Origin of the sequence: Allobosea sp. LjRoot9 (assembly GCF_964252745.1) — a bacterium.
Lineage (GTDB): Bacteria > Pseudomonadota > Alphaproteobacteria > Rhizobiales > Beijerinckiaceae > Allobosea.
Map to the genome: position 1 here is coordinate 420603 of NZ_CAXUPC020000003.1, position 16583 is coordinate 437185.

Consider the following 16583-nt stretch of genomic DNA (forward strand, 5'->3'; position numbering starts at 1 on the left):
CTATGGTGGCTTCAGGCCGTTCCTTTAGCCCGATAGCCGGCGGTATCGAGTGCCGCCGCGAGCGTGCGCAATTCGTCCGCCCGGCGCATCGCAACTAGACAGCGATGAGCCGCAGCAGTTGCTCGCGATCCGGTTGGGACTCGGCCTCGCCGCTGAAGACGATCTGGCCGCGCTCGACGACGTGGAACCGGTCGGCGACAGACAGTGCTTCATGCACGTTCTGCTCGACCAGCAGGATGATCGCGCCCTGGTCGCGCAGTTCGCGCACGATCGCGAATATCTCGGCGACGATCATCGGGGCGAGGCCCTCGCTCGGCTCGTCGATCAGGACGAGGCGCGGCTTGCCGACCATGACCCGGGCCATCGCCAGCATCTGCTGCTCGCCGCCCGACAGGGTCGTACCGAGCTGGTGGCGACGTTCGCCCAGCCGGTGAAAGCGGTCATAGATGCCCTCGATCGTCCGCTTCTCATCCTTCGATGAGCGGCCCTTGACCTGGAGCAGGCCGAGCGAGAGATTTTCCTCCACGGTCAATCCGGGAAAGATGCGCCGGTCTTCCGGCACGAAGCCGACGCCGGCATGGCAGATACGGTCGGGCGTCAGGCCGGTCAGCGTCGTGCCGTCGAGCGTGATCGCGCCTTCGCTGGGGCGCACCCAGCCCGCGATGGTCTTGAGCAGCGTCGTCTTGCCGACGCCGTTGCGGCCGAAGATGCCGATGACCTCGCCCGGGCCTGCCGAGATATCGACGCCCTGGATGATGTGGCTACGGCCGTAATGGCTGTGCAGTCCGCTGATGGCGAGCATGGCCGGTTCCTCACGCATGTCCGAAATAGGCGGCCTGGACGGCAGGATCGGCCCGCACCAGATCGGGTGGGCCTTCGGCCAGCTTGCGGCCCTGATGCATGACCACGACATGGTCCGACAGGTCCATGACGAGGCCGATATCGTGCTCGATCAGAAGTATGGTGACGTCGTCGGTCAGGCTGCGGACGAGCCTGGCCGTCTCGGCCGTGTCGCCATGGCTCATGCCCTGCGTCGGCTCGTCGAGCAGCAAAATCTTCGGTTCCGAGGCGAGGCAGACCGCGATCTCGAGCCGGCGCTGGTCGCCATGAGAGAGGTTTCCGGCCAGATCGTCGCGCTTATGGGCGAGCTGGAAGCGCTCCAGCATCTGGCCGGTCTTGGCCAGCGCCCGCGTCGAGCGGCCGACAGGCAGAAAGGCGCGCCCGGTCGGCTCCAGCACCTGCGCCGCCAGCCTGAGGTTCTCTGCGACGGTGAGTTCCGGAAACAGGCTGGTGATCTGGAAGGAGCGCGAAAGCCCGGCTGCCTTGGTGCGCTCGGGCGCAGCACCTGTCATGTCGACGCCGTCGATCAGGACCTGGCCATGATGGGGTTTGAGCGCTCCGCTGATCAGGTTGAACAGTGTCGACTTGCCGGCGCCGTTGGGCCCGATCACGGTCGTGATCTTGTGGCGCTGCGCCTGGAAACTGACCTGATCGACGGCCTTGAGGCCGCCGAAGGAGATGCCGAGATCGCGGATATCGAGAACCGGCTTCATGGGGAGGTCCTCGCGGTTTCGGCGATGATCGCGGGCAGGTCCGCAGGATCTGCCATCGCAACGGGGGCAGGGCGCCGGCGCGAGAGCCGGGATTCAAGGGTGGGCCGCACAACGCCCACCAGCCCCTTGGGCAGGAACATCACGCACAGCATGAAGAGCAGGCCGATGACGATGAGGTGGTGCTCGGTCCAGCTGCCGATGATCGATTTGAGGATGACGAGCAGGACCGAGCCGTAGATCGCCCCGATCAGCGTGCCGACGCCGCCGAGCACCACCGAGATCACCGCATTGCCGGAGGTCGCGAAGAACATCAGCTCCGGCGAGACGAAGCCGCGCAGCATCGGATACAGCGCACCCGACAGCCCCGCGATCACGCCAGCCAGCACATAGGCCGCCATGCGCGCGCGCCAGACCGAGTAACCGAGGAACGGCACGCGCTTCTCATTTGCCTTCAGCGCGGTGAGGACGCGGCCGAAGGGCGTGTCGAGCAGATAGGCGGTCAGCGCGTAGAGCGCCATGATCACGGCAAGCACGATCAGGAAAAATCCGACGGGACTGCCCGCCGAGACGGAGAACGGCCCCAGCCCGATCTCGATCACCGGGATGCCGATCATGCCGTCGGAGGCGCCCAGTTCGCGGGTGTTGTAGACGACCTTAGCCATGACCTGCGCCAGGCCGAAGGTGATCAGCGCGAAATAGACGCCGCGCACCCGGTTGGCGATCAGCCCGCCGATGACGGAGGCGATCAGCGTCGCCAGGAAAGCTGCAGCCATGGCGAGCCAGAAGGACGGCAGCTTCATCAGAGTCAGGGCCGAGACATAGGCTCCGATGCCGAAATACAGTGCCTGGCCGAGCGAGAGCGCGCCGGAATAGCCGAGCAGCAGATCGACCGACAGCGCAAGCCCGGCGAAGATCAGCGCTTCCGTGCCGAGCCGGAGATAGAAGGTGTCGCCAGTCGCGGCGCCGATGGCTGCAAGGCCAAGCGCGGCGAGGACGAAGAGCAGCGCGAGCAGATGGCTCGCGCGCATGGATTGCGTCAGCCGGTCATGCATGGCCGAGCCTCCCGAACAGGCCCTGCGGGCGGAAAACCAGGAAGGCGACCATGGTCCCGAAGACGATCGGGTCGGTCCAGACCGGCGAGATCACGAGGCTCGCCAGCGCCTGGACCTGGGTCAGCAGGAGGCCTGCGACGACCGCGCCCCAGATCGAGCCCATGCCGCCGACGATGACGACCGTGAAGGCGAGCAGAATGAAGTCGCGTCCCATGGTCGGAAACACCGAATAGATCGGTGCGAGCAGCACGCCGGCGAGCCCGGCAAGGCTGACGCCGAAGGCAAAGGTGCCGGCATAGACCAGCGAGACCGGCACCCCGAGCGAAGCCGCCATGTTGCGGTCGAAGGCGGCGGCGCGGACCATCGCGCCCAGCCGCGTCTTGTAGACGACAAAGGCCACGCCGAGCACGATCGCCGCGCCGACCAGAATGAGGAAGATCCGGTAGTTCGGCAGGATGATGCCGAGGATCTCGGTCGCGCCGGGGATGGGGGTCGGCGGGCGCTGGGTGTTGGCGCCGAAGACGATCTTCAGCACGTCCTCGACGATGAGGCCAAGGCCGAAGGTCACGAGCAGCGTGGTGACGTGGCGGTCCTTGGTGTCGAAGACCGGCCGGATCAGCAGCCGTTCCGCGGCCATGCCGAGGGGAACCATCAGGACCGGCACCAGCACCAGCAGGAACCAGAAGCCGATGCCGGCCGCGCCGAGCGCCAACGCCGCATAGGCGCCGATCGCATAGAACTCGCCATGGCTCATATTGATGACGTCGAGCATGCCGAAGATGATGGTCAGCCCCAGCGCCACCAGCACCACCGCAACCCCGAGCGCGAGCCCGTTCACGACCTGCGGGGCAAGGACGAATTGGAGATAATCGATGGGGGTCATGGCGGGCCTCGATGCAGGACGCGACGCGAAGCCCCCTCCCGCAGGGGAGGGGGCCGTTGGTGGCGCTCAGAAGCGCGTGCAGGCGTCGGGGCCGATGGCGTTTTCCGAGGAGACGTTGTCGATGATGTCGAACTTGCCCTTGGTCACGCGCACCACATACATCGGCTGCATGGCCTGGTGGTCGCCGGCGCGGATCGTCTTGGTGCCCTGTGGGGTCTGCCAGCTCAGGCCGCGCAAGGCCTCGCGCACCTTGTCGGTCTCGGTCGAGCCCGTCTTCTCGACGGCCGCCTTGTAGGCGAAGAGAAGGCCGTAGCTGTCGGCGCCGTAGAGATCGGGATCGGTCTTGTTGGCCGCGCGGAAGGCCGCGACGAAGGTCTTGTTCGCGGGGCTGTCGATCTGCGGGGAATAGCCGACGCCGGTGGCGAAGCCTTCAGCGGCGGCGCCGATCGCGGTGATGTTCTGCGAGGTCACGGTGCCGGACGCACCGACGACGGTCAGGCCTGTAAGCAGTCCGAAATCCTGCAATTGCGTCAGCAGGCGCACCGTGTCGTTGCCGGCGACGGAGGTGTAAAGCACCTGCGGGCGGGTCGCGCGAATCTGGCCGAAATACTGCGTGTAATCCTTGGAATCGAGCGGTGCGAAGACCTCGCCACCGGTCGCCGAGCCGGTCTTCTCGGCGCTGCTCTTGAACGCGGCGACGGTAGAGCGGCCCATCTCGTAATCGGGCCCGAGATAGTAGACCTTGGCCTTGGGCTTCTCCTTGGCAAGCCAGGCCGCGAGCGCGACCGATTGCTGCTCGGCACGCGCGTTCACCCGGAACATGTTGGGCGAGCATTTGTCTGTCGTGATCGAGTCGGCGAAGGAGACCGTCGTCGCCGCCAGCTTGGCATTGCGCTCGGCGAGCTGGGCGACGGCGAGCGTCGAGCCGGAATTGACGGTGCCGGTCAGGAAGTCGACCTTTTCGACCTGGAACAGTTTCTCAGCCTTCTGCACGGCGACGGACGGATTTGCCTCCTCGTCCTCGAACAGCAGATTGACCTGGCGCCCGGCGATGCCGCCGGCCGCATTGATTTCCCTGGCTGCGAGTTCGAGCCCCCAGCGGACCTGCTGGCCGATCGGCGTGTAGGTGCCCGAGAGCGGCGTGACGACGCCGATCTTGATCGGGCCCGACTGGGCGAATGCGCCGCCGCTCAGGGCTGTGGCGGCAAGCAGGCCGGCGGCGAATGTCGTGATGGCTGCGGTCTTCATGGTCGTTTCCCTCTTGCTTGGCTTGTTCTGGTTGGACAGCTTCAGGCGACCGCGCGGCGTGTCCTTCGCCGCGCGGATGAGCTCAACGCCCGCTGAATTTCGGGGCGCGCTTGGCGTGGAAGGCCTCGACGCCCTCTCGAAAATCGTCGGACTGGCGCAGGCGGCTGTAGCAGTGCCCCTCCAGTTCGATCGCGATGGCGAGCGTCGAATCCTCGGTGTCGTTGAGCAGCTTCTTGGCGGTGCGCTGGGCGATCGGCGAGAAGCCGCGCAATTCATCGACCAGCCGGTCGGTCGCCGCTTCCAACTCGGCGTCGGGCACGCATTCGGTGGCGACCCCCCAGTCATAGGCCTGCCGCCCGGAGATGCGCTTCGAGCGCATCACGATGTCCTTGGTCCGGGTGATGCCGACCATCTTCTGGAGCCGGGCGGAGCCGCCGGAGCCTGGAATCTGGCCAAGCTTCTGCTCGGGCAATGCGTATTGGCAGGTCTCCGAGACGATGCGGAAATCGCAGGCGAGCGAGATCTCGAAGCCGACGCCGAAGGCGTAGCCGCGATTGGCGACGATCACCGGCTTGGTGCAGCGCGCGGGGGCGGCGATGTTCCAGGCGAGCTTGGAGACATGCTCCGGGGAGGCTTCGAGGAAGCCCTTGATATAGCCGCCGGAAGAGAAGTTCTCGCCGATGGCGCGCAGCACGATGACGCGGACGCGCTCATCCTCGTCCAACGCCTCGAACACCTTCCGCAACTGGTCGCGCTGCGGCATCGAGATGACGTTCATCGGCGGGCGGCCGAGGATGATGTCGGCGCGCTCGCGGGCGGCATCGATCTCGACACTGAAGCCGTCCAGATCGGCCAATGCGGGATGAAGCGGGGTCGGGGCGTTCATAGGATCGGTCTTTCGCTCGTTGTGAAGGGAGACGGTCATCCGGCGGTGGCGGGCTGATCGCGTTCGTACGCGCCGGCTACCAGTTCGCGGCGCAGCAGCTTGCCGACGGGCGATTTCGGGATGGCCTTGACGAATTCGAAGCGGCGCGGGCGCTTGAAATTGGCGAGCCCGGCTGTCTTGCAATGCTGGTCGAGTTCATCGGCGCTGACCGGGCCCGCGCGCTGGACGAAGGCGACGACGATCTTGCCCCAGCGTTCGTCGGGCAGGCCGACGACGGCGACCTCGGACACGCCCGGATGCAGCGAGAGGCAGCTTTCGATCTCGACCGGGGAGACGTTCTCGCCGCCGGTGATGATCATGTCATCGACGCGGCCTGAGACGTAAAGGTCGCCATCGCCGTCGAAATAGCCGGTGTCGCCGGTGAAATACCAACCGTCGCGCAGGGACTTGGCATCGGCCTCGGGGCGCTTCCAGTAGCCCTCGAAGGCCTCGTCGCTTGCCGCCAGCGCGACGATCTCGCCCTCTTCGCCGGCGACGGCGCTTTCATTGGCCGATCTCGCACCGAGCTTGACCACGCGGATGAGCTGGTTCAGCCCGGCCCTGCCGGCGCAGCCCGGCTTGTCGGCGGCCTTCTGGTTGATCGTGAAGGTGTAGATTTCCGACGAGCCGTAGTGATTGACGAAGAGCTCCGGGGAAAAGGCCTCGGTGAGCTTGCGGAGCAGTCCGTCGGTCATCGGCGCGCCGGCGAAGCCGAGCTTTCGCACGCTGGTCACGTCAGTCTGTGCGAAGCGCGGATGGTGGACGACGTCGTGGTAAAGCGTCGGCACGAGGTAGAGGTTGGTGATAGCCTCCGTCTCGATCAGCGCCAGCGCCTGGCCGACATCGAAGCGCGGCTGGCAGACGAAGACGCCGCCGATCAGCGACATGGCGATGAGCGAGCGCACGCCCATGGTGTGATAGAGCGGCATGACGCCGAGCGTGCGCTCGCCGTTTGCATAAAGATTCTGGGCGACATGGGCGAGGCCCGCCATGCGCTCGGCGCGGTGCCGGCGCGGCACGCCTTTGGGCTTGGCCGTGGTCCCGGAGGTATAGAGCATCAGCGACCAGGCGTCGGCGGCAACGCGCGGAACGATTGTGGCAGCAGGCTCCGCCACCATCTCGGCGAAGGTCAGCTCGGCCTGGCCCGCATCGGCACCCACAGTGATGCGCGGGATGGATGAGGCGAGCCGGCTCTCGCGGATCGCCGGCCCGGCGACCGCCTCGAACGCGATCGCACGGGCGCCGCAATTCTCGATGACGAAATCGATCTCGTCGGCTTTGGCGCGCCAGTTGATCGGTACGATGGTCAGGCCCGCGAACTGGCAGGCCCAGTGCAGGGTCGCAGCCTCCCAGCGGTTCTGAAGTACGGTGACGAGATGCTCGCCGGGCTTCAGGCCCATGCCGTCGAAGGCCGCGACCAGCGACGAGATCCGCGCAAGCCATTGCGCATAGCTCAACCGGACATCGGCATCGACGATCGCGAGCGCATCGGGGTCGCGCGCGACGCTGGCCATGAAGCTGGTGCCGAGATCAAACATGGGCAGGTTCCGGGAGGGATGGCGCATCGCGCAACTGGGCGGCGGCTTCGAGCGCGGCCCGGATGATCGGCGTGTAGCCGGTGCAGCGGCAGAGATGTCCGCCAACGACCTCGCGCAGCTGTTCCTCGGTCGGGTGAGGCTGCTCGCGCAGGAAAGCATCGAGCGAGATCAGGATGCCGGCGGTACAGAAGCCGCATTGCAAAGCGTGGTGGCGGCGGAAGGCGGCCTGCATCACCGACAGCCTGTCGGCAGCGGGGCTCAGACCTTCCACCGTCCTGACATCATGGCCTTCGAGCTGCACCGCGAGCGTCAGGCAGGCACGCGCGGGTGCGCCGTCGATCTGGATGGTGCAGGCCCCGCAGACGCCGTGCTCGCAGCCGACATGGGTTCCGGTGGCGCCCAGCCTATGCCGCAGCGCGTCGGTCGCCAGCAGACGCGGCTCGGCCTCCAGCGACACCGGCCTGCCGTTCAGCGTGAAGGCGACGCGGTGGCGCGTCGTGGCGCTCAGGCGCGACATGACAGTGCCTCCGCGATCGTCTCGCGGCCGAGCAAGCGTACGAGGTCGCGGCGCAGCCGCGCGGTCGCATGGAAATCGTCGCGTGCGTCGAGATCCCAGGCGAAGGCGTTGAGCGCGTCCGACAGGGCAGACCCGTCCAGCAAAGGAAAGCTGCGGCGCTCCGGCTTGTCGGCAACGCCTGCGACGGCGAGGTGAATCGCATCCGCCGTCACCACCGCGGCACAGCCGACGATGGCGAAATCGCCGTGGCGGCGCGCGACCTCCCTGAAGGCATGGCCGGTTCCGGGGCGGGCGGCCGGGAAGACGACCGCTTCGATCAACTCGTCGTCGCCCTTGTCGGTCACCATCATGCCGGCAAAGAAATCGCCCGCTTTCACGGTTCGGCTCTTCCTGCGCGATCGCAGCCTGATCTCGCCGTCGAGAGCCACGAGGCAGAGCGGAATCTCGGCGCTTGGATCGGCATGAGCGGCCGAGCCGCAGACGGTGCCGCGCGCCCGTGTCTGGTAGTGGCCGAGCCAGGGCAGCGCGGCCGCCAGCAGCGGCTGTTCGGTACTGAGGTCGGGCCGGCGCATCAGTGCGGCCTGCCGCACGCCGGCGGGCACGATGATGGCATCGCCCTCGCGCCGAACCTCGTCGAGCCCAGGGATGCCCATCACGTCGATCAGCACGGCGGGCTTGGCCAGCCGCATATTGAGCATCGGCAGCAGCGATTGGCCGCCGGCGATGATGCGGGCATCCGAGCCATGCCGGGCGAGCGCGTCCAGGGCCTCGGACAGGTCGCTGGCACGGATATAGTCGAAAGCCGCGGGCTTCATCCGCGCCTCCCCAACAAGCGGGAGAAGAAGCCGGTCCTGGCGCCTGCAGGGGCGGCCTTGCGCGCAAGCGCCGCGAAGAACTGCCCGATGATGGCCTTGGCCGCGCCGTCGAGCAGGCGTCCGCCGATGGCCGCGACCTTGCCGCCCACGGCGGCCTCGTAGCTATAGGAGATGACGGTCAGCCCGCCTTCGCCAGCCGACAGGATCACGCGGCCGGACCCGCCGCCGGTGCCGAGCGCGCCGGAGACCGAGCCGGTCAGCGTCGCGGCCTTTGGCTCATCAAGGTCCGAGAGCCTGATCTCGGCCTTGTAGCGGCCCTTCACCGGGCCGACGCCGAGCGTCACATCGGCCTTGAAATGCGTCTCCGACAGCTTCCTGACGCCATGGCAGCCGGGGATGATCGATGCCAATTGGTCCGCGTCGAGCAGCATCGCCCAGATCGCTTCGGGCCTGGCCGCGACCTTGGCCTGTCCTTCCCCGCGCAGCGTGCGGTCGCCCGGCTTGGCCGCGCCCAGCTCGGCTGCCCGGCCGCGATCCGATGCTGGTCTCGCCGGTTCCGGGGCGGCGACGAGCGCTGCGACCCGAGCCGGCGTCAGCGGCAAATTGAGTTCCGCGACCCCGACTGCGTCGGCCACGGCATTGGCGAGGCAGACCGGCGTCGACATGCAGTTGCCTTCGCCGACGCCCTTGGCGCCGAGCGGCGTGAAGGGCGATGGCGTCTCGATATGTAGGATCGCGATATCGGGCGTCTCGGTCGCTGTCGGCAGCAGGTAGTCGGCGAAGGTGCCGGTCAGGAAAGCGCCATCGTCGGCATAGGCGAGTTCCTCGTGGAAGGCCGCGCCGAGGGCCTGCGCGAAGCCGCCCCTGATCTGCCCCTCGACCATGCCGGGATGCAGCACGCGCCCGCAATCATGCATGGTGACATAGCGGTCGATGCGAACCTTGCCGGTATCGACATCGACCTCGACGCCCGCCATGTCGAAGATGAAGCCGTGGCAGAGCGAGGAGTTGACCTGGTCATCCTCCGTGGGCGCGGAGAGTTCCGGCGGCGTCCAGAAGGCGGTCTCCCGGATCGCCTGATCGACTCCGTCGGGCAGCAGCGCCGGCGACCAGTGCGAGAGAGCAGCGACGCGGCCGAAGGGCAGTGTCTTGGTCGCGTCGCCCGTCGCGAAGACGGCGCCACCCGCAAACCCGATCTGCGCGGGTGCGACTCCGAGCTGGCTCGCGGCGATCGCGGCCAGCTTGTCGCGCAGGCGGGTGGCAGCCAGATGCGCTGTGCCGGCCACGGCTGCGGCAAAGCGGCTCGAATAATTGCCCGATGCGATCGACCAGGCGTCCTTGCCGGTATCGAGATCGACGACGACGCTGATCGCCTGGCGCGGCAGGCCGAAGACATCGGCCACGACCTGCGCCAGCACCGTGCGATGGCCCTGTCCCTGCGGCACCGAGGCGACATGGACGCTGACCGAGCCGACGGGATCGAGCGACACGGTCGCCGTCGCCTGCGCGCCGTTCTTAGGGCCGGCCTTCTGCCGCTCGGCTGCGGTGAGAACCGTGGTGATGTAGCCCATATTGGAGACGCTGGGCTCGACGGTGGCCGCAAAGCCGATGCCGTAGCGCCTGCCGGCGGCGCGGGCCTCATTGCGGCGCCTCTCCAACTCGGCGAGCCGGCCGTCTGCCACGGCGAGGTCGATTGCCTTCACATAGTCGCCGGAATCATAGAGCGCGCCCGAGGCCGTGCGGTAGGGAAACTGCCGGCGCTGAATGAGGTTGGCGCGGATCACGGCCAGCGGATCGAGCCCGAGCTCCACGGCGATGCGCTGCATCAACCGCTCCAGCGCATAATAGACTTGCGGGCCGCCGAAGCCGCGCACGAGGCCGGTTGGGGCCTTGTTGGTCAGCACGACGCGGTTGCGGATGGCGAGACTCGCAATGTCGTAAGCGCCGGTCATGTTGCCGTGCATGCGGTAGAGCGTGGCGGGCTCGGGCGCGCGCGGATAGGCGCCACAATCCTCGACCTGGTCCCAGTCCAGCGCCGTGATGCGGCCCTGGCTGGTGACGGCCGCCTTCAGCGTCGTGACGCGGTTCGTCGCCGCCACGGCGGCGCTCAGATGCTCGAGCCGATCCTCGATCCATTTGACCGGGGCCCCAGCCAACCGCGCGGCGACGCTGATCAGCACCGCATAGGGTGCCACGCCCTGCTTGACGCCGAAGCTGCCGCCCGAATCCGGCGGCATGCGCAAGCGCAGCCGGTTGCCCGGGACCTTCAGGCAGCGCGCCATCACCGCATGGATGCTGAACGGACCCTGGAAATTGGCGAGGATCTCGTAGGCGTCCTCATGAGGATCGTAGTCGGCGACGACGCCGAAGGTTTCCATCGGCGAGCCGGTATTGCGCGGATAGGCGATCGAAACTTCGACGCGGTGCGCAGCTTCCTCGAAAGCGGCCTCCGGCTCGCCATAGCGAAAGCGACGGTCGCTGACGAGGTTGGCTCCGGCCTTGTCGTGGAGGATCGGCGCATCTGCCCCGAGGCTCGCCAGCGGATCGACGACGCAGGCGCGCGGTGCGTATTCGATCTCGATTGCGTCCAGGGCGTCCTCGGCGAGATACCGATCCTGCGCGACGACGATCGCGACCGGCTCACCGACATAGCGCACGCGCTCGACGGCCATCGGCCAGTTCTCGACCGCGACCTTGAGGCCTGCGACCATCGGCGTCGTCAGCCTCGCGAGGTCACGGCCGGTGACGATCGCGGCGATGCCGGGCATGGCGGCGGCGACGGCGCTGTCGATGGAAAGGATATCGGCATGGGCATGGGGCGAACGCAGGATGGCGGCATGGAGCGTGCCGGGCCTGACGCCGAGATCGTCGATGAAACGGCCGCGGCCGGTCAGCAGGGCCGCGTCCTCGACGCGCTCCACCGATTGTCCCGTCCATGAGATGGTCTCTGGCCGCACCGACGCCTGCTCCCGACGACGCGCTCTTGATGGGCGTCTGGGGCGGGAGGCTCGGCGATCAGCGGTCGTGGCGCGATCCCGCAGGGTCTCGCGACTTACCGAAAAGTCTCAAAATGATGCGGCGGCGGAAGGCTTCCTACCGGCCCAGCCGCGCCACCTGCCTGAAGGCGCTCGGCGCGACGCTGCAGTGATCGCGGAAGAAGCGGGTGAAATGGGCGGGCACGCTGAAGCCGAGCCGGTCCGAAATCGCCGAGAAGGTCTCCTCGCCCTCGACGATCGCACCGACCGCCATCTCGACCTTGACGACATTCAGGAAGACATGCGGCGTCACGCCGGTCGAATCCTCGAAGATGCGAAAGAAATGCGCTCGCGAAAGACCTGCCTCCTTCGCCAGCCTGTCGATGCTCAGAGGAGCGGCCGGATCGCTACGCATCAGCGAAATCGCCTTGCCGACGCGCCAGTCGATCGCATTGGCGCGCGCGATCTCGCGCAGCGAGGCTCCAACCGTGCGCCAGGGCGTGAAACGCTCGATCACCGCGATCATCAGTTCCGACAGCAGGGCCTCCTGCTGGCGCGAGGCGCCGGGCTCGTGAACCATCTCGGCGGCAAGGTCGAGCGCGGTCTGGCGGATATGCGCCGTGACCTCTCCGGCCGAATGCTCGAAGAACCCCGGAGCGCCGCTCGCCGCCCAGTTCGGCCTGAAGCTGCGCAGCCAATCCGGCTCGATATACAGCGCGAGGATCAGCGCGTTCTTGCGGCGCGAGTCGTGAATATAGGCGTGGCTCTCCCAGGCATTGACCAGTACCGCGAGATCATCGGTCAGCGGCGCGACATGGTCGCCGACGAGGAACTGGGTATCGTCGCCATCGACCTTGAGCAGGACATGACAATGGGGATGCGCGTGCCGGACCAGACTTCGGTCCATGTCGAGCAACGCCACCCGCCCGAAGGCTCCATGCGCAATGCGCAAGGCATCCGACATGCCGTTTCCTCACTCCGGCTGATTTCCAGCTCTTGATCCCCGTCCTCATACAGTAGCGGTCGCCTTACCGGCGCTGCAAGCATCGTTCCTGCGTCGGTCTGCGTTTCGAGATCATGCTGTGGCCGCAGTCATGAAGCGTCGCTCGGCTGGCTCATCGGCTGGCTCGCCTTCCCAGTGCTGCTCCCGCAACGGCGTCCACGCCAATGGGCCGAATCTCGTAGCCGGCGGTCTGGAGGGCCGCCGCGAGCGTGCGCAATTCGTCCGCCGTTGCCGATAGCTGTGGCGGCCGCAACACATCGTTCGGAAGGCGTCCCAGCAGCTTCAGGCAGGCTTTGAGGCGTGCGGTCGCGCGTCCGCCCGGCGCATCGCGATAGACGGCGACGGAGAGCGGATAGAGCTTTTCATGCACCGCCCGCGCCCGCGTCCAATCGCCGGCCTCGGCCGCGTTCCAGAGCGCAACCACGAGTTCCGGCACCACCGCAGCCAGACTGACCTGGCTGCCGGCGCTGCCGATGATGTAGCTCGTCAGCAGATGCTCGTCACCCGAGCCCAGCACGCTGAAATCGGGGCGAAGCTTCTGGATCAGCCGCAGATTTTCCTCATAGGCCGCGACTTCCCAGCTTCCCTCCTTGATGGCCAGGAAGCGCGGATCCGTCACCAGGCGCCCCAGCACGGCCGGCGAATAGGCCATGGCACCTGCGCTGACCGGCGCACCGTAAAGCATCAGCGGCGCGCTCGTGGCGTCGCGCACGCGCTCATGATGCTCGATCACGCAGGCATCGGCATGCCCGAGCGCCCAGCTATTGGGAGGAAACACCAGCAGCCCGTCGGCGCCGGCCCCCTCCAGCACGGCCGCTTCGCGCGCAGCCTCCAGGCTGGATTCGTGGTTCACGCCGGAGACGATGAGGTACTCACGCGGGCAATGTGCGCGTGCGATCTCGACGACACGGCGCTTCTCGGCCAGCGACAGCACGAAATTCTCGCCGGCATGGCCGTTGACCAGCAACCCATTGATGCCGGGAACGGCAGTGACGGACGCAATATGCTGCGTCAAGGCCGCCTCGTCGATCGAGAAGTCCGGCTTCATCGGCACGATCGTCGCCGCATGGATGCCGCGCAGGCGTTCGGAAAAGGACTTGGTTTCTGAAAAAGACGTGGTCATGCATGGCCTCGCGGGGCGTCGCCCGGCGAAAGCAGGCGATCGATCGGAAAGAGCGGAAGTTCGGGTTCGCGCCCGAGCAAATGGTCGGCAAGCAGGCGCGCGATATAGGGGCCGCTCGTATAGCCGGAGTGGACGCTGCCGCAGACATAGGCGCCGTCGACGCCGGGAACCGGGCCGACGGCGGGCAGCGCATCTTTCGTCTCGGCCTCGAGCCCGGCCCAGGCGCGCGCCAGCCTTGCGCTCCGCAGCGCCGGAATGGCGTGGCAGGCCAGGCGGACATTGCCGATGAGCCGGTCGGGTAAAAGCTCGACGCCGCCTCGCTCGCGATCACCCAGGCCCTGCCAACCGCCGCCGATCACGACGGTGCCGTGCGGGTATTGCTTCAGCGAAAGCAGGCCGTTGGCGATGCCGACGACGGTGCGCATGACAGGAGCGACACGCTCGCTGACCGCGAGCTGGTTCACCAGCGTCTTGATCGGCAGATGCACGCCAAGCCAGGCCAGCATGGGTTCGAGCCAGACACCGCCCGCAAGGACGATGCGACGCGCGCGCACGAGTCCAGTTGGCGTCTGCAGGGCGAAGCTGCCAGCCTCGCGCTCGACACCGGCGACGGGCGTGTATTCGCGCAGAGCGACGCCTTCGTCGAGAAGCGCGCGGCGATAGGCGAGCCCGGTCAGATAGGCGTTGGCGAAGCCATCGACGCGGCAGTAGCCGGCCAGCCGCACCTTGTCGGAGACGCCGGGCTCGACCGCGCTGGCCTGCGCGCCCGTGATCAGCTCGATCGGCGCTCCCGCTTCGCGCCGCTTGCCGGCGCGATAGGTCAAAAGCTCCTCCTCCCGCTCGGTGAAGGCAAGCGAGAGCCCGTCGCAGATGACGACCCCGACCTCATGCCCGAGCCATTGCCGGGTCGAGGCCCACATCGCATGGGCGCGCAGCGCATAGGGAATCAGCGCGACCCGCGTCATCTGCATCGTCAGCGTGCCGGCATTGACGCCGGACGCCTCGCGGCAGAGGGCGCCGCGCTCGAGCAGGGTCACATCCATGCCGCCGCGCGCCGCGAACAACGCGACGGTCGCACCATGCACTCCTCCCCCGACAACGGCGAGATCGTGGATCACAGGGGGGCGGGCTCCGGAATGGGGATGTCGGAATAGTCGAACGCTCCCATCAGGGCGTCGAACGGCACGGGGCGCAGCGGCGGTCGTCCGGTCCAGTAGCCGGCCTGCTCGCGCGAACCGACCTTGCTCGCCAGCAATTCGGCGGCGACGTCGCCGCACATACGGCCCTGGCACGGGCCCATGCCGCAGCGCGTGAAATGCTTGAGCTGATTCAGCTCATGCGCGCCCGCCTCATGCGCCGCATCGATCTCGCCGCGCGTCACATCCTCGCAACGGCAGACCACCGTTTCCGGCGCGATCGCCGCGACCTGCGCCGGACGAAGCGCCATGATGCCGGCCATCGCGTCGGAGAAGGGGCGGGCACGCGCGATCGCGGCCAGGATCGGATCTGCGATTTGCGCAAACCGGTCGGCAGGCACAGCGCCGGCATCATGGGCAGCGGTGAGACCCGCCAAACGCCCGGCCTGCTCGGCGATGATGGCGCCGCGCAGGCCAGCGCCGTCGCCACAGGCAAAAAGGCGCTCGACCGTGGTCCGGCCATAGGCATCGAGCACCGGGACGAAACCACCACGCAGGCGATCGAAGCGATGTTCGGCGCGCAGGAGCTTGGTGACCTCGGCGCCCGGAACGAGCCCGTGGCCGATGCAGAGCGCGTCGGTTTCGAGCGTGATGTCCGGTCCGCTCGCATAAGCCCCGTCACGACCGACAGGCGCAATCACGATGCGCTCCAGCACATGCCGCCCCTGCGCCTGCCTGATGGCGTGGCCGAAATGGACTGGAACGCGCGCGGCGCCGATCTTCACCGCCCAGCCAAGGCCGCGCCCGAGCAATTCTGGTTGCGTCGCCAATGACGGCAGGGCCGCGAGCCAATCGCGGCGGCCGGCGAGATCGACGATTCCCGCCACCTCACCGCCGAGCTTGAGGATACCGGCCGCAACAGTGACGAGAAGCGGTCCGCAACCGGCGACGACAACCTTCCGCCCCGGTGTCACGCCCTGCGATTTGATCAGCACGGTCGCGGCGGCAAGGCCGATGACACCCGGCAAGGTCCAGCCCGGAAATGGCACGACGCGCTCATGCGCGCCTGTCGCAGCGATCAGGCCTGGCGCCTCGACGGTCTCGTTGCCCTGTGGACCGAGTGCATCGACGCGAAAGCTTCCACCGACCGACCAGATGCGGCGACTGAGGCGCAGATCCACCTTCGAGGCAGAGATCTGGGCCCTCAGGGCGTCGCCGCTTCGCGCCTCCGCCGAGACGGGCAGGCCCGCGAGGCCAGGCAGCGGCTGGCGCCAAACCTGTCCGCCGGCACCGTCCTGCTCGTCCAGCAGGGCCACCTTCAGCCCGGCCTGCGATGCCACTATCGCGGCATTGGCGCCGGCCGGACCGGCTCCGAGCACGATCAGGTCATGCGTCACGGCACGCCCCTCAGCTCGACCGCCATGCCGGCGCGCACGGGCGTCAGGCAGGCTTGCCGCAGGGCGCCATCGACGTGGAGCACACATTCCTGGCAAACGCCCATATGGCAGAAGGCGCCTCGCGGAGCCCCAGTGGGGCTCGCGCGCAACCGCAGGCGCCCGGCCAGGGCAAGCGCCGTGGCGAGCGGATCGCCTGCGCGCGCCGAGATGCTGTCGCCATCGACCATGATCGCGACGAGTGGCCGCTCGTCCTGCACAAGACGCTTCATCACCGCGCGAACCCATCCTCGCCTGCCTGCGGATCGAGCAGGTCGTGACGCCATTTGCGACTTTACAGATCGCATGAATGTATACAAACTGTCTACCGTTCATGCAATGGCGGCGGCGCTAAATCCTGCCATCGCGCAACGGCTCTTCG

The 16583-nt window shown here is 67.4% G+C and carries 15 protein-coding genes; all 15 read right to left on the reverse strand.

The window, feature by feature from the left end:
* Positions 1–94: 94 nt before the first annotated feature.
* On the reverse strand, positions 95–802 hold the full coding sequence (locus ACSQ3P_RS16475; RefSeq protein WP_436166608.1) for an ABC transporter ATP-binding protein: 708 nt from the start codon (positions 800–802) through the stop codon (positions 95–97).
* A gap of 10 nt (positions 803–812) precedes the next feature.
* The gene (locus ACSQ3P_RS16480) at positions 813–1553 is read right to left on the reverse strand and encodes an ABC transporter ATP-binding protein (protein ID WP_436166609.1); all 741 of its coding nucleotides are present in this window, start codon (positions 1551–1553) and stop codon (positions 813–815) included.
* Positions 1550–2605 (reverse strand): branched-chain amino acid ABC transporter permease, encoded by a 1056-nt coding sequence (locus ACSQ3P_RS16485; protein ID WP_436166610.1) that lies wholly within the window; start codon positions 2603–2605, stop codon positions 1550–1552. Before ACSQ3P_RS16485 ends, ACSQ3P_RS16480 begins: the two co-directional genes overlap by 4 nt.
* Positions 2598–3488 carry a branched-chain amino acid ABC transporter permease gene (locus ACSQ3P_RS16490; RefSeq protein WP_436166611.1) on the reverse strand — a complete coding sequence of 297 codons (891 nt, stop codon included), beginning with the start codon at positions 3486–3488 and terminating at the stop codon, positions 2598–2600. The genes ACSQ3P_RS16485 and ACSQ3P_RS16490 overlap by 8 nt, the downstream gene beginning before the upstream one ends.
* Positions 3489–3554: 66 nt before the next feature.
* Positions 3555–4736: an ABC transporter substrate-binding protein gene (locus ACSQ3P_RS16495; protein WP_436166612.1), complete on the reverse strand. Its 1182-nt coding sequence runs from the start codon at positions 4734–4736 to the stop codon at positions 3555–3557.
* Positions 4737–4818: 82 nt separating this feature from the next.
* Positions 4819–5622 carry an enoyl-CoA hydratase/isomerase family protein gene (locus tag ACSQ3P_RS16500; RefSeq protein ID WP_436166613.1) on the reverse strand — a complete coding sequence of 268 codons (804 nt, stop codon included), beginning with the start codon at positions 5620–5622 and terminating at the stop codon, positions 4819–4821.
* Between the two features lie 35 nt (positions 5623–5657).
* Positions 5658–7199, reverse strand: coding sequence for an AMP-binding protein (locus ACSQ3P_RS16505; RefSeq protein WP_436166614.1), 1542 nt, complete (start codon positions 7197–7199; stop codon positions 5658–5660).
* The gene (locus tag ACSQ3P_RS16510; protein ID WP_436166615.1) at positions 7192–7716 is read right to left on the reverse strand and encodes a (2Fe-2S)-binding protein; all 525 of its coding nucleotides are present in this window, start codon (positions 7714–7716) and stop codon (positions 7192–7194) included. Before ACSQ3P_RS16510 ends, ACSQ3P_RS16505 begins: the two co-directional genes overlap by 8 nt.
* Positions 7704–8531, reverse strand: a complete 828-nt coding sequence (locus ACSQ3P_RS16515) for an FAD binding domain-containing protein (protein WP_436166616.1) — start codon at positions 8529–8531, stop codon at positions 7704–7706. The genes ACSQ3P_RS16510 and ACSQ3P_RS16515 overlap by 13 nt, the downstream gene beginning before the upstream one ends.
* Positions 8528–11488, reverse strand: coding sequence for a xanthine dehydrogenase family protein molybdopterin-binding subunit (locus ACSQ3P_RS16520; protein WP_436166617.1), 2961 nt, complete (start codon positions 11486–11488; stop codon positions 8528–8530). The genes ACSQ3P_RS16515 and ACSQ3P_RS16520 overlap by 4 nt, the downstream gene beginning before the upstream one ends.
* A gap of 136 nt (positions 11489–11624) precedes the next feature.
* On the reverse strand, positions 11625–12470 hold the full coding sequence (locus ACSQ3P_RS16525; RefSeq protein WP_436166618.1) for a helix-turn-helix transcriptional regulator: 846 nt from the start codon (positions 12468–12470) through the stop codon (positions 11625–11627).
* Positions 12471–12621: 151 nt separating this feature from the next.
* Positions 12622–13632, reverse strand: coding sequence for a dihydrodipicolinate synthase family protein (locus ACSQ3P_RS16530; RefSeq protein ID WP_436166619.1), 1011 nt, complete (start codon positions 13630–13632; stop codon positions 12622–12624).
* A complete protein-coding gene (locus tag ACSQ3P_RS16535) occupies positions 13629–14750 on the reverse strand; it encodes an NAD(P)/FAD-dependent oxidoreductase (protein WP_436166620.1) in 1122 nt (373 codons plus the stop codon). The genes ACSQ3P_RS16530 and ACSQ3P_RS16535 overlap by 4 nt, the downstream gene beginning before the upstream one ends.
* Positions 14747–16165 carry an FAD-dependent oxidoreductase gene (locus ACSQ3P_RS16540; RefSeq protein WP_436166621.1) on the reverse strand — a complete coding sequence of 473 codons (1419 nt, stop codon included), beginning with the start codon at positions 16163–16165 and terminating at the stop codon, positions 14747–14749. Before ACSQ3P_RS16540 ends, ACSQ3P_RS16535 begins: the two co-directional genes overlap by 4 nt.
* Positions 16162–16434 carry a (2Fe-2S)-binding protein gene (locus tag ACSQ3P_RS16545; protein WP_083269924.1) on the reverse strand — a complete coding sequence of 91 codons (273 nt, stop codon included), beginning with the start codon at positions 16432–16434 and terminating at the stop codon, positions 16162–16164. Before ACSQ3P_RS16545 ends, ACSQ3P_RS16540 begins: the two co-directional genes overlap by 4 nt.
* Positions 16435–16583 lie beyond the last annotated feature (149 nt).

Excerpts from the sequence above, each read along its gene's own strand:
- ACSQ3P_RS16515 (WP_436166616.1), bottom strand. The coding sequence starts at position 8,531 with ATGAAGCCCGCGGCTTTCGACTATATCCGTGCCAGCGACCTGTCCGAG.
- ACSQ3P_RS16490 (WP_436166611.1), bottom strand. The coding sequence starts at position 3,488 with ATGACCCCCATCGATTATCTCCAATTCGTCCTTGCCCCGCAGGTCGTG.
- ACSQ3P_RS16475 (WP_436166608.1), bottom strand. The coding sequence starts at position 802 with ATGCTCGCCATCAGCGGACTGCACAGCCATTACGGCCGTAGCCACATC.
- ACSQ3P_RS16545 (WP_083269924.1), bottom strand. The coding sequence starts at position 16,434 with ATGAAGCGTCTTGTGCAGGACGAGCGGCCACTCGTCGCGATCATGGTC.
- ACSQ3P_RS16500 (WP_436166613.1), bottom strand. The coding sequence starts at position 5,622 with ATGAACGCCCCGACCCCGCTTCATCCCGCATTGGCCGATCTGGACGGC.
- ACSQ3P_RS16525 (WP_436166618.1), bottom strand. The coding sequence starts at position 12,470 with ATGTCGGATGCCTTGCGCATTGCGCATGGAGCCTTCGGGCGGGTGGCG.
- ACSQ3P_RS16530 (WP_436166619.1), bottom strand. The coding sequence starts at position 13,632 with ATGACCACGTCTTTTTCAGAAACCAAGTCCTTTTCCGAACGCCTGCGC.
- ACSQ3P_RS16485 (WP_436166610.1), bottom strand. The coding sequence starts at position 2,605 with ATGCATGACCGGCTGACGCAATCCATGCGCGCGAGCCATCTGCTCGCG.
- ACSQ3P_RS16495 (WP_436166612.1), bottom strand. The coding sequence starts at position 4,736 with ATGAAGACCGCAGCCATCACGACATTCGCCGCCGGCCTGCTTGCCGCC.
- ACSQ3P_RS16505 (WP_436166614.1), bottom strand. The coding sequence starts at position 7,199 with ATGTTTGATCTCGGCACCAGCTTCATGGCCAGCGTCGCGCGCGACCCC.
- ACSQ3P_RS16510 (WP_436166615.1), bottom strand. The coding sequence starts at position 7,716 with ATGTCGCGCCTGAGCGCCACGACGCGCCACCGCGTCGCCTTCACGCTG.
- ACSQ3P_RS16480 (WP_436166609.1), bottom strand. The coding sequence starts at position 1,553 with ATGAAGCCGGTTCTCGATATCCGCGATCTCGGCATCTCCTTCGGCGGC.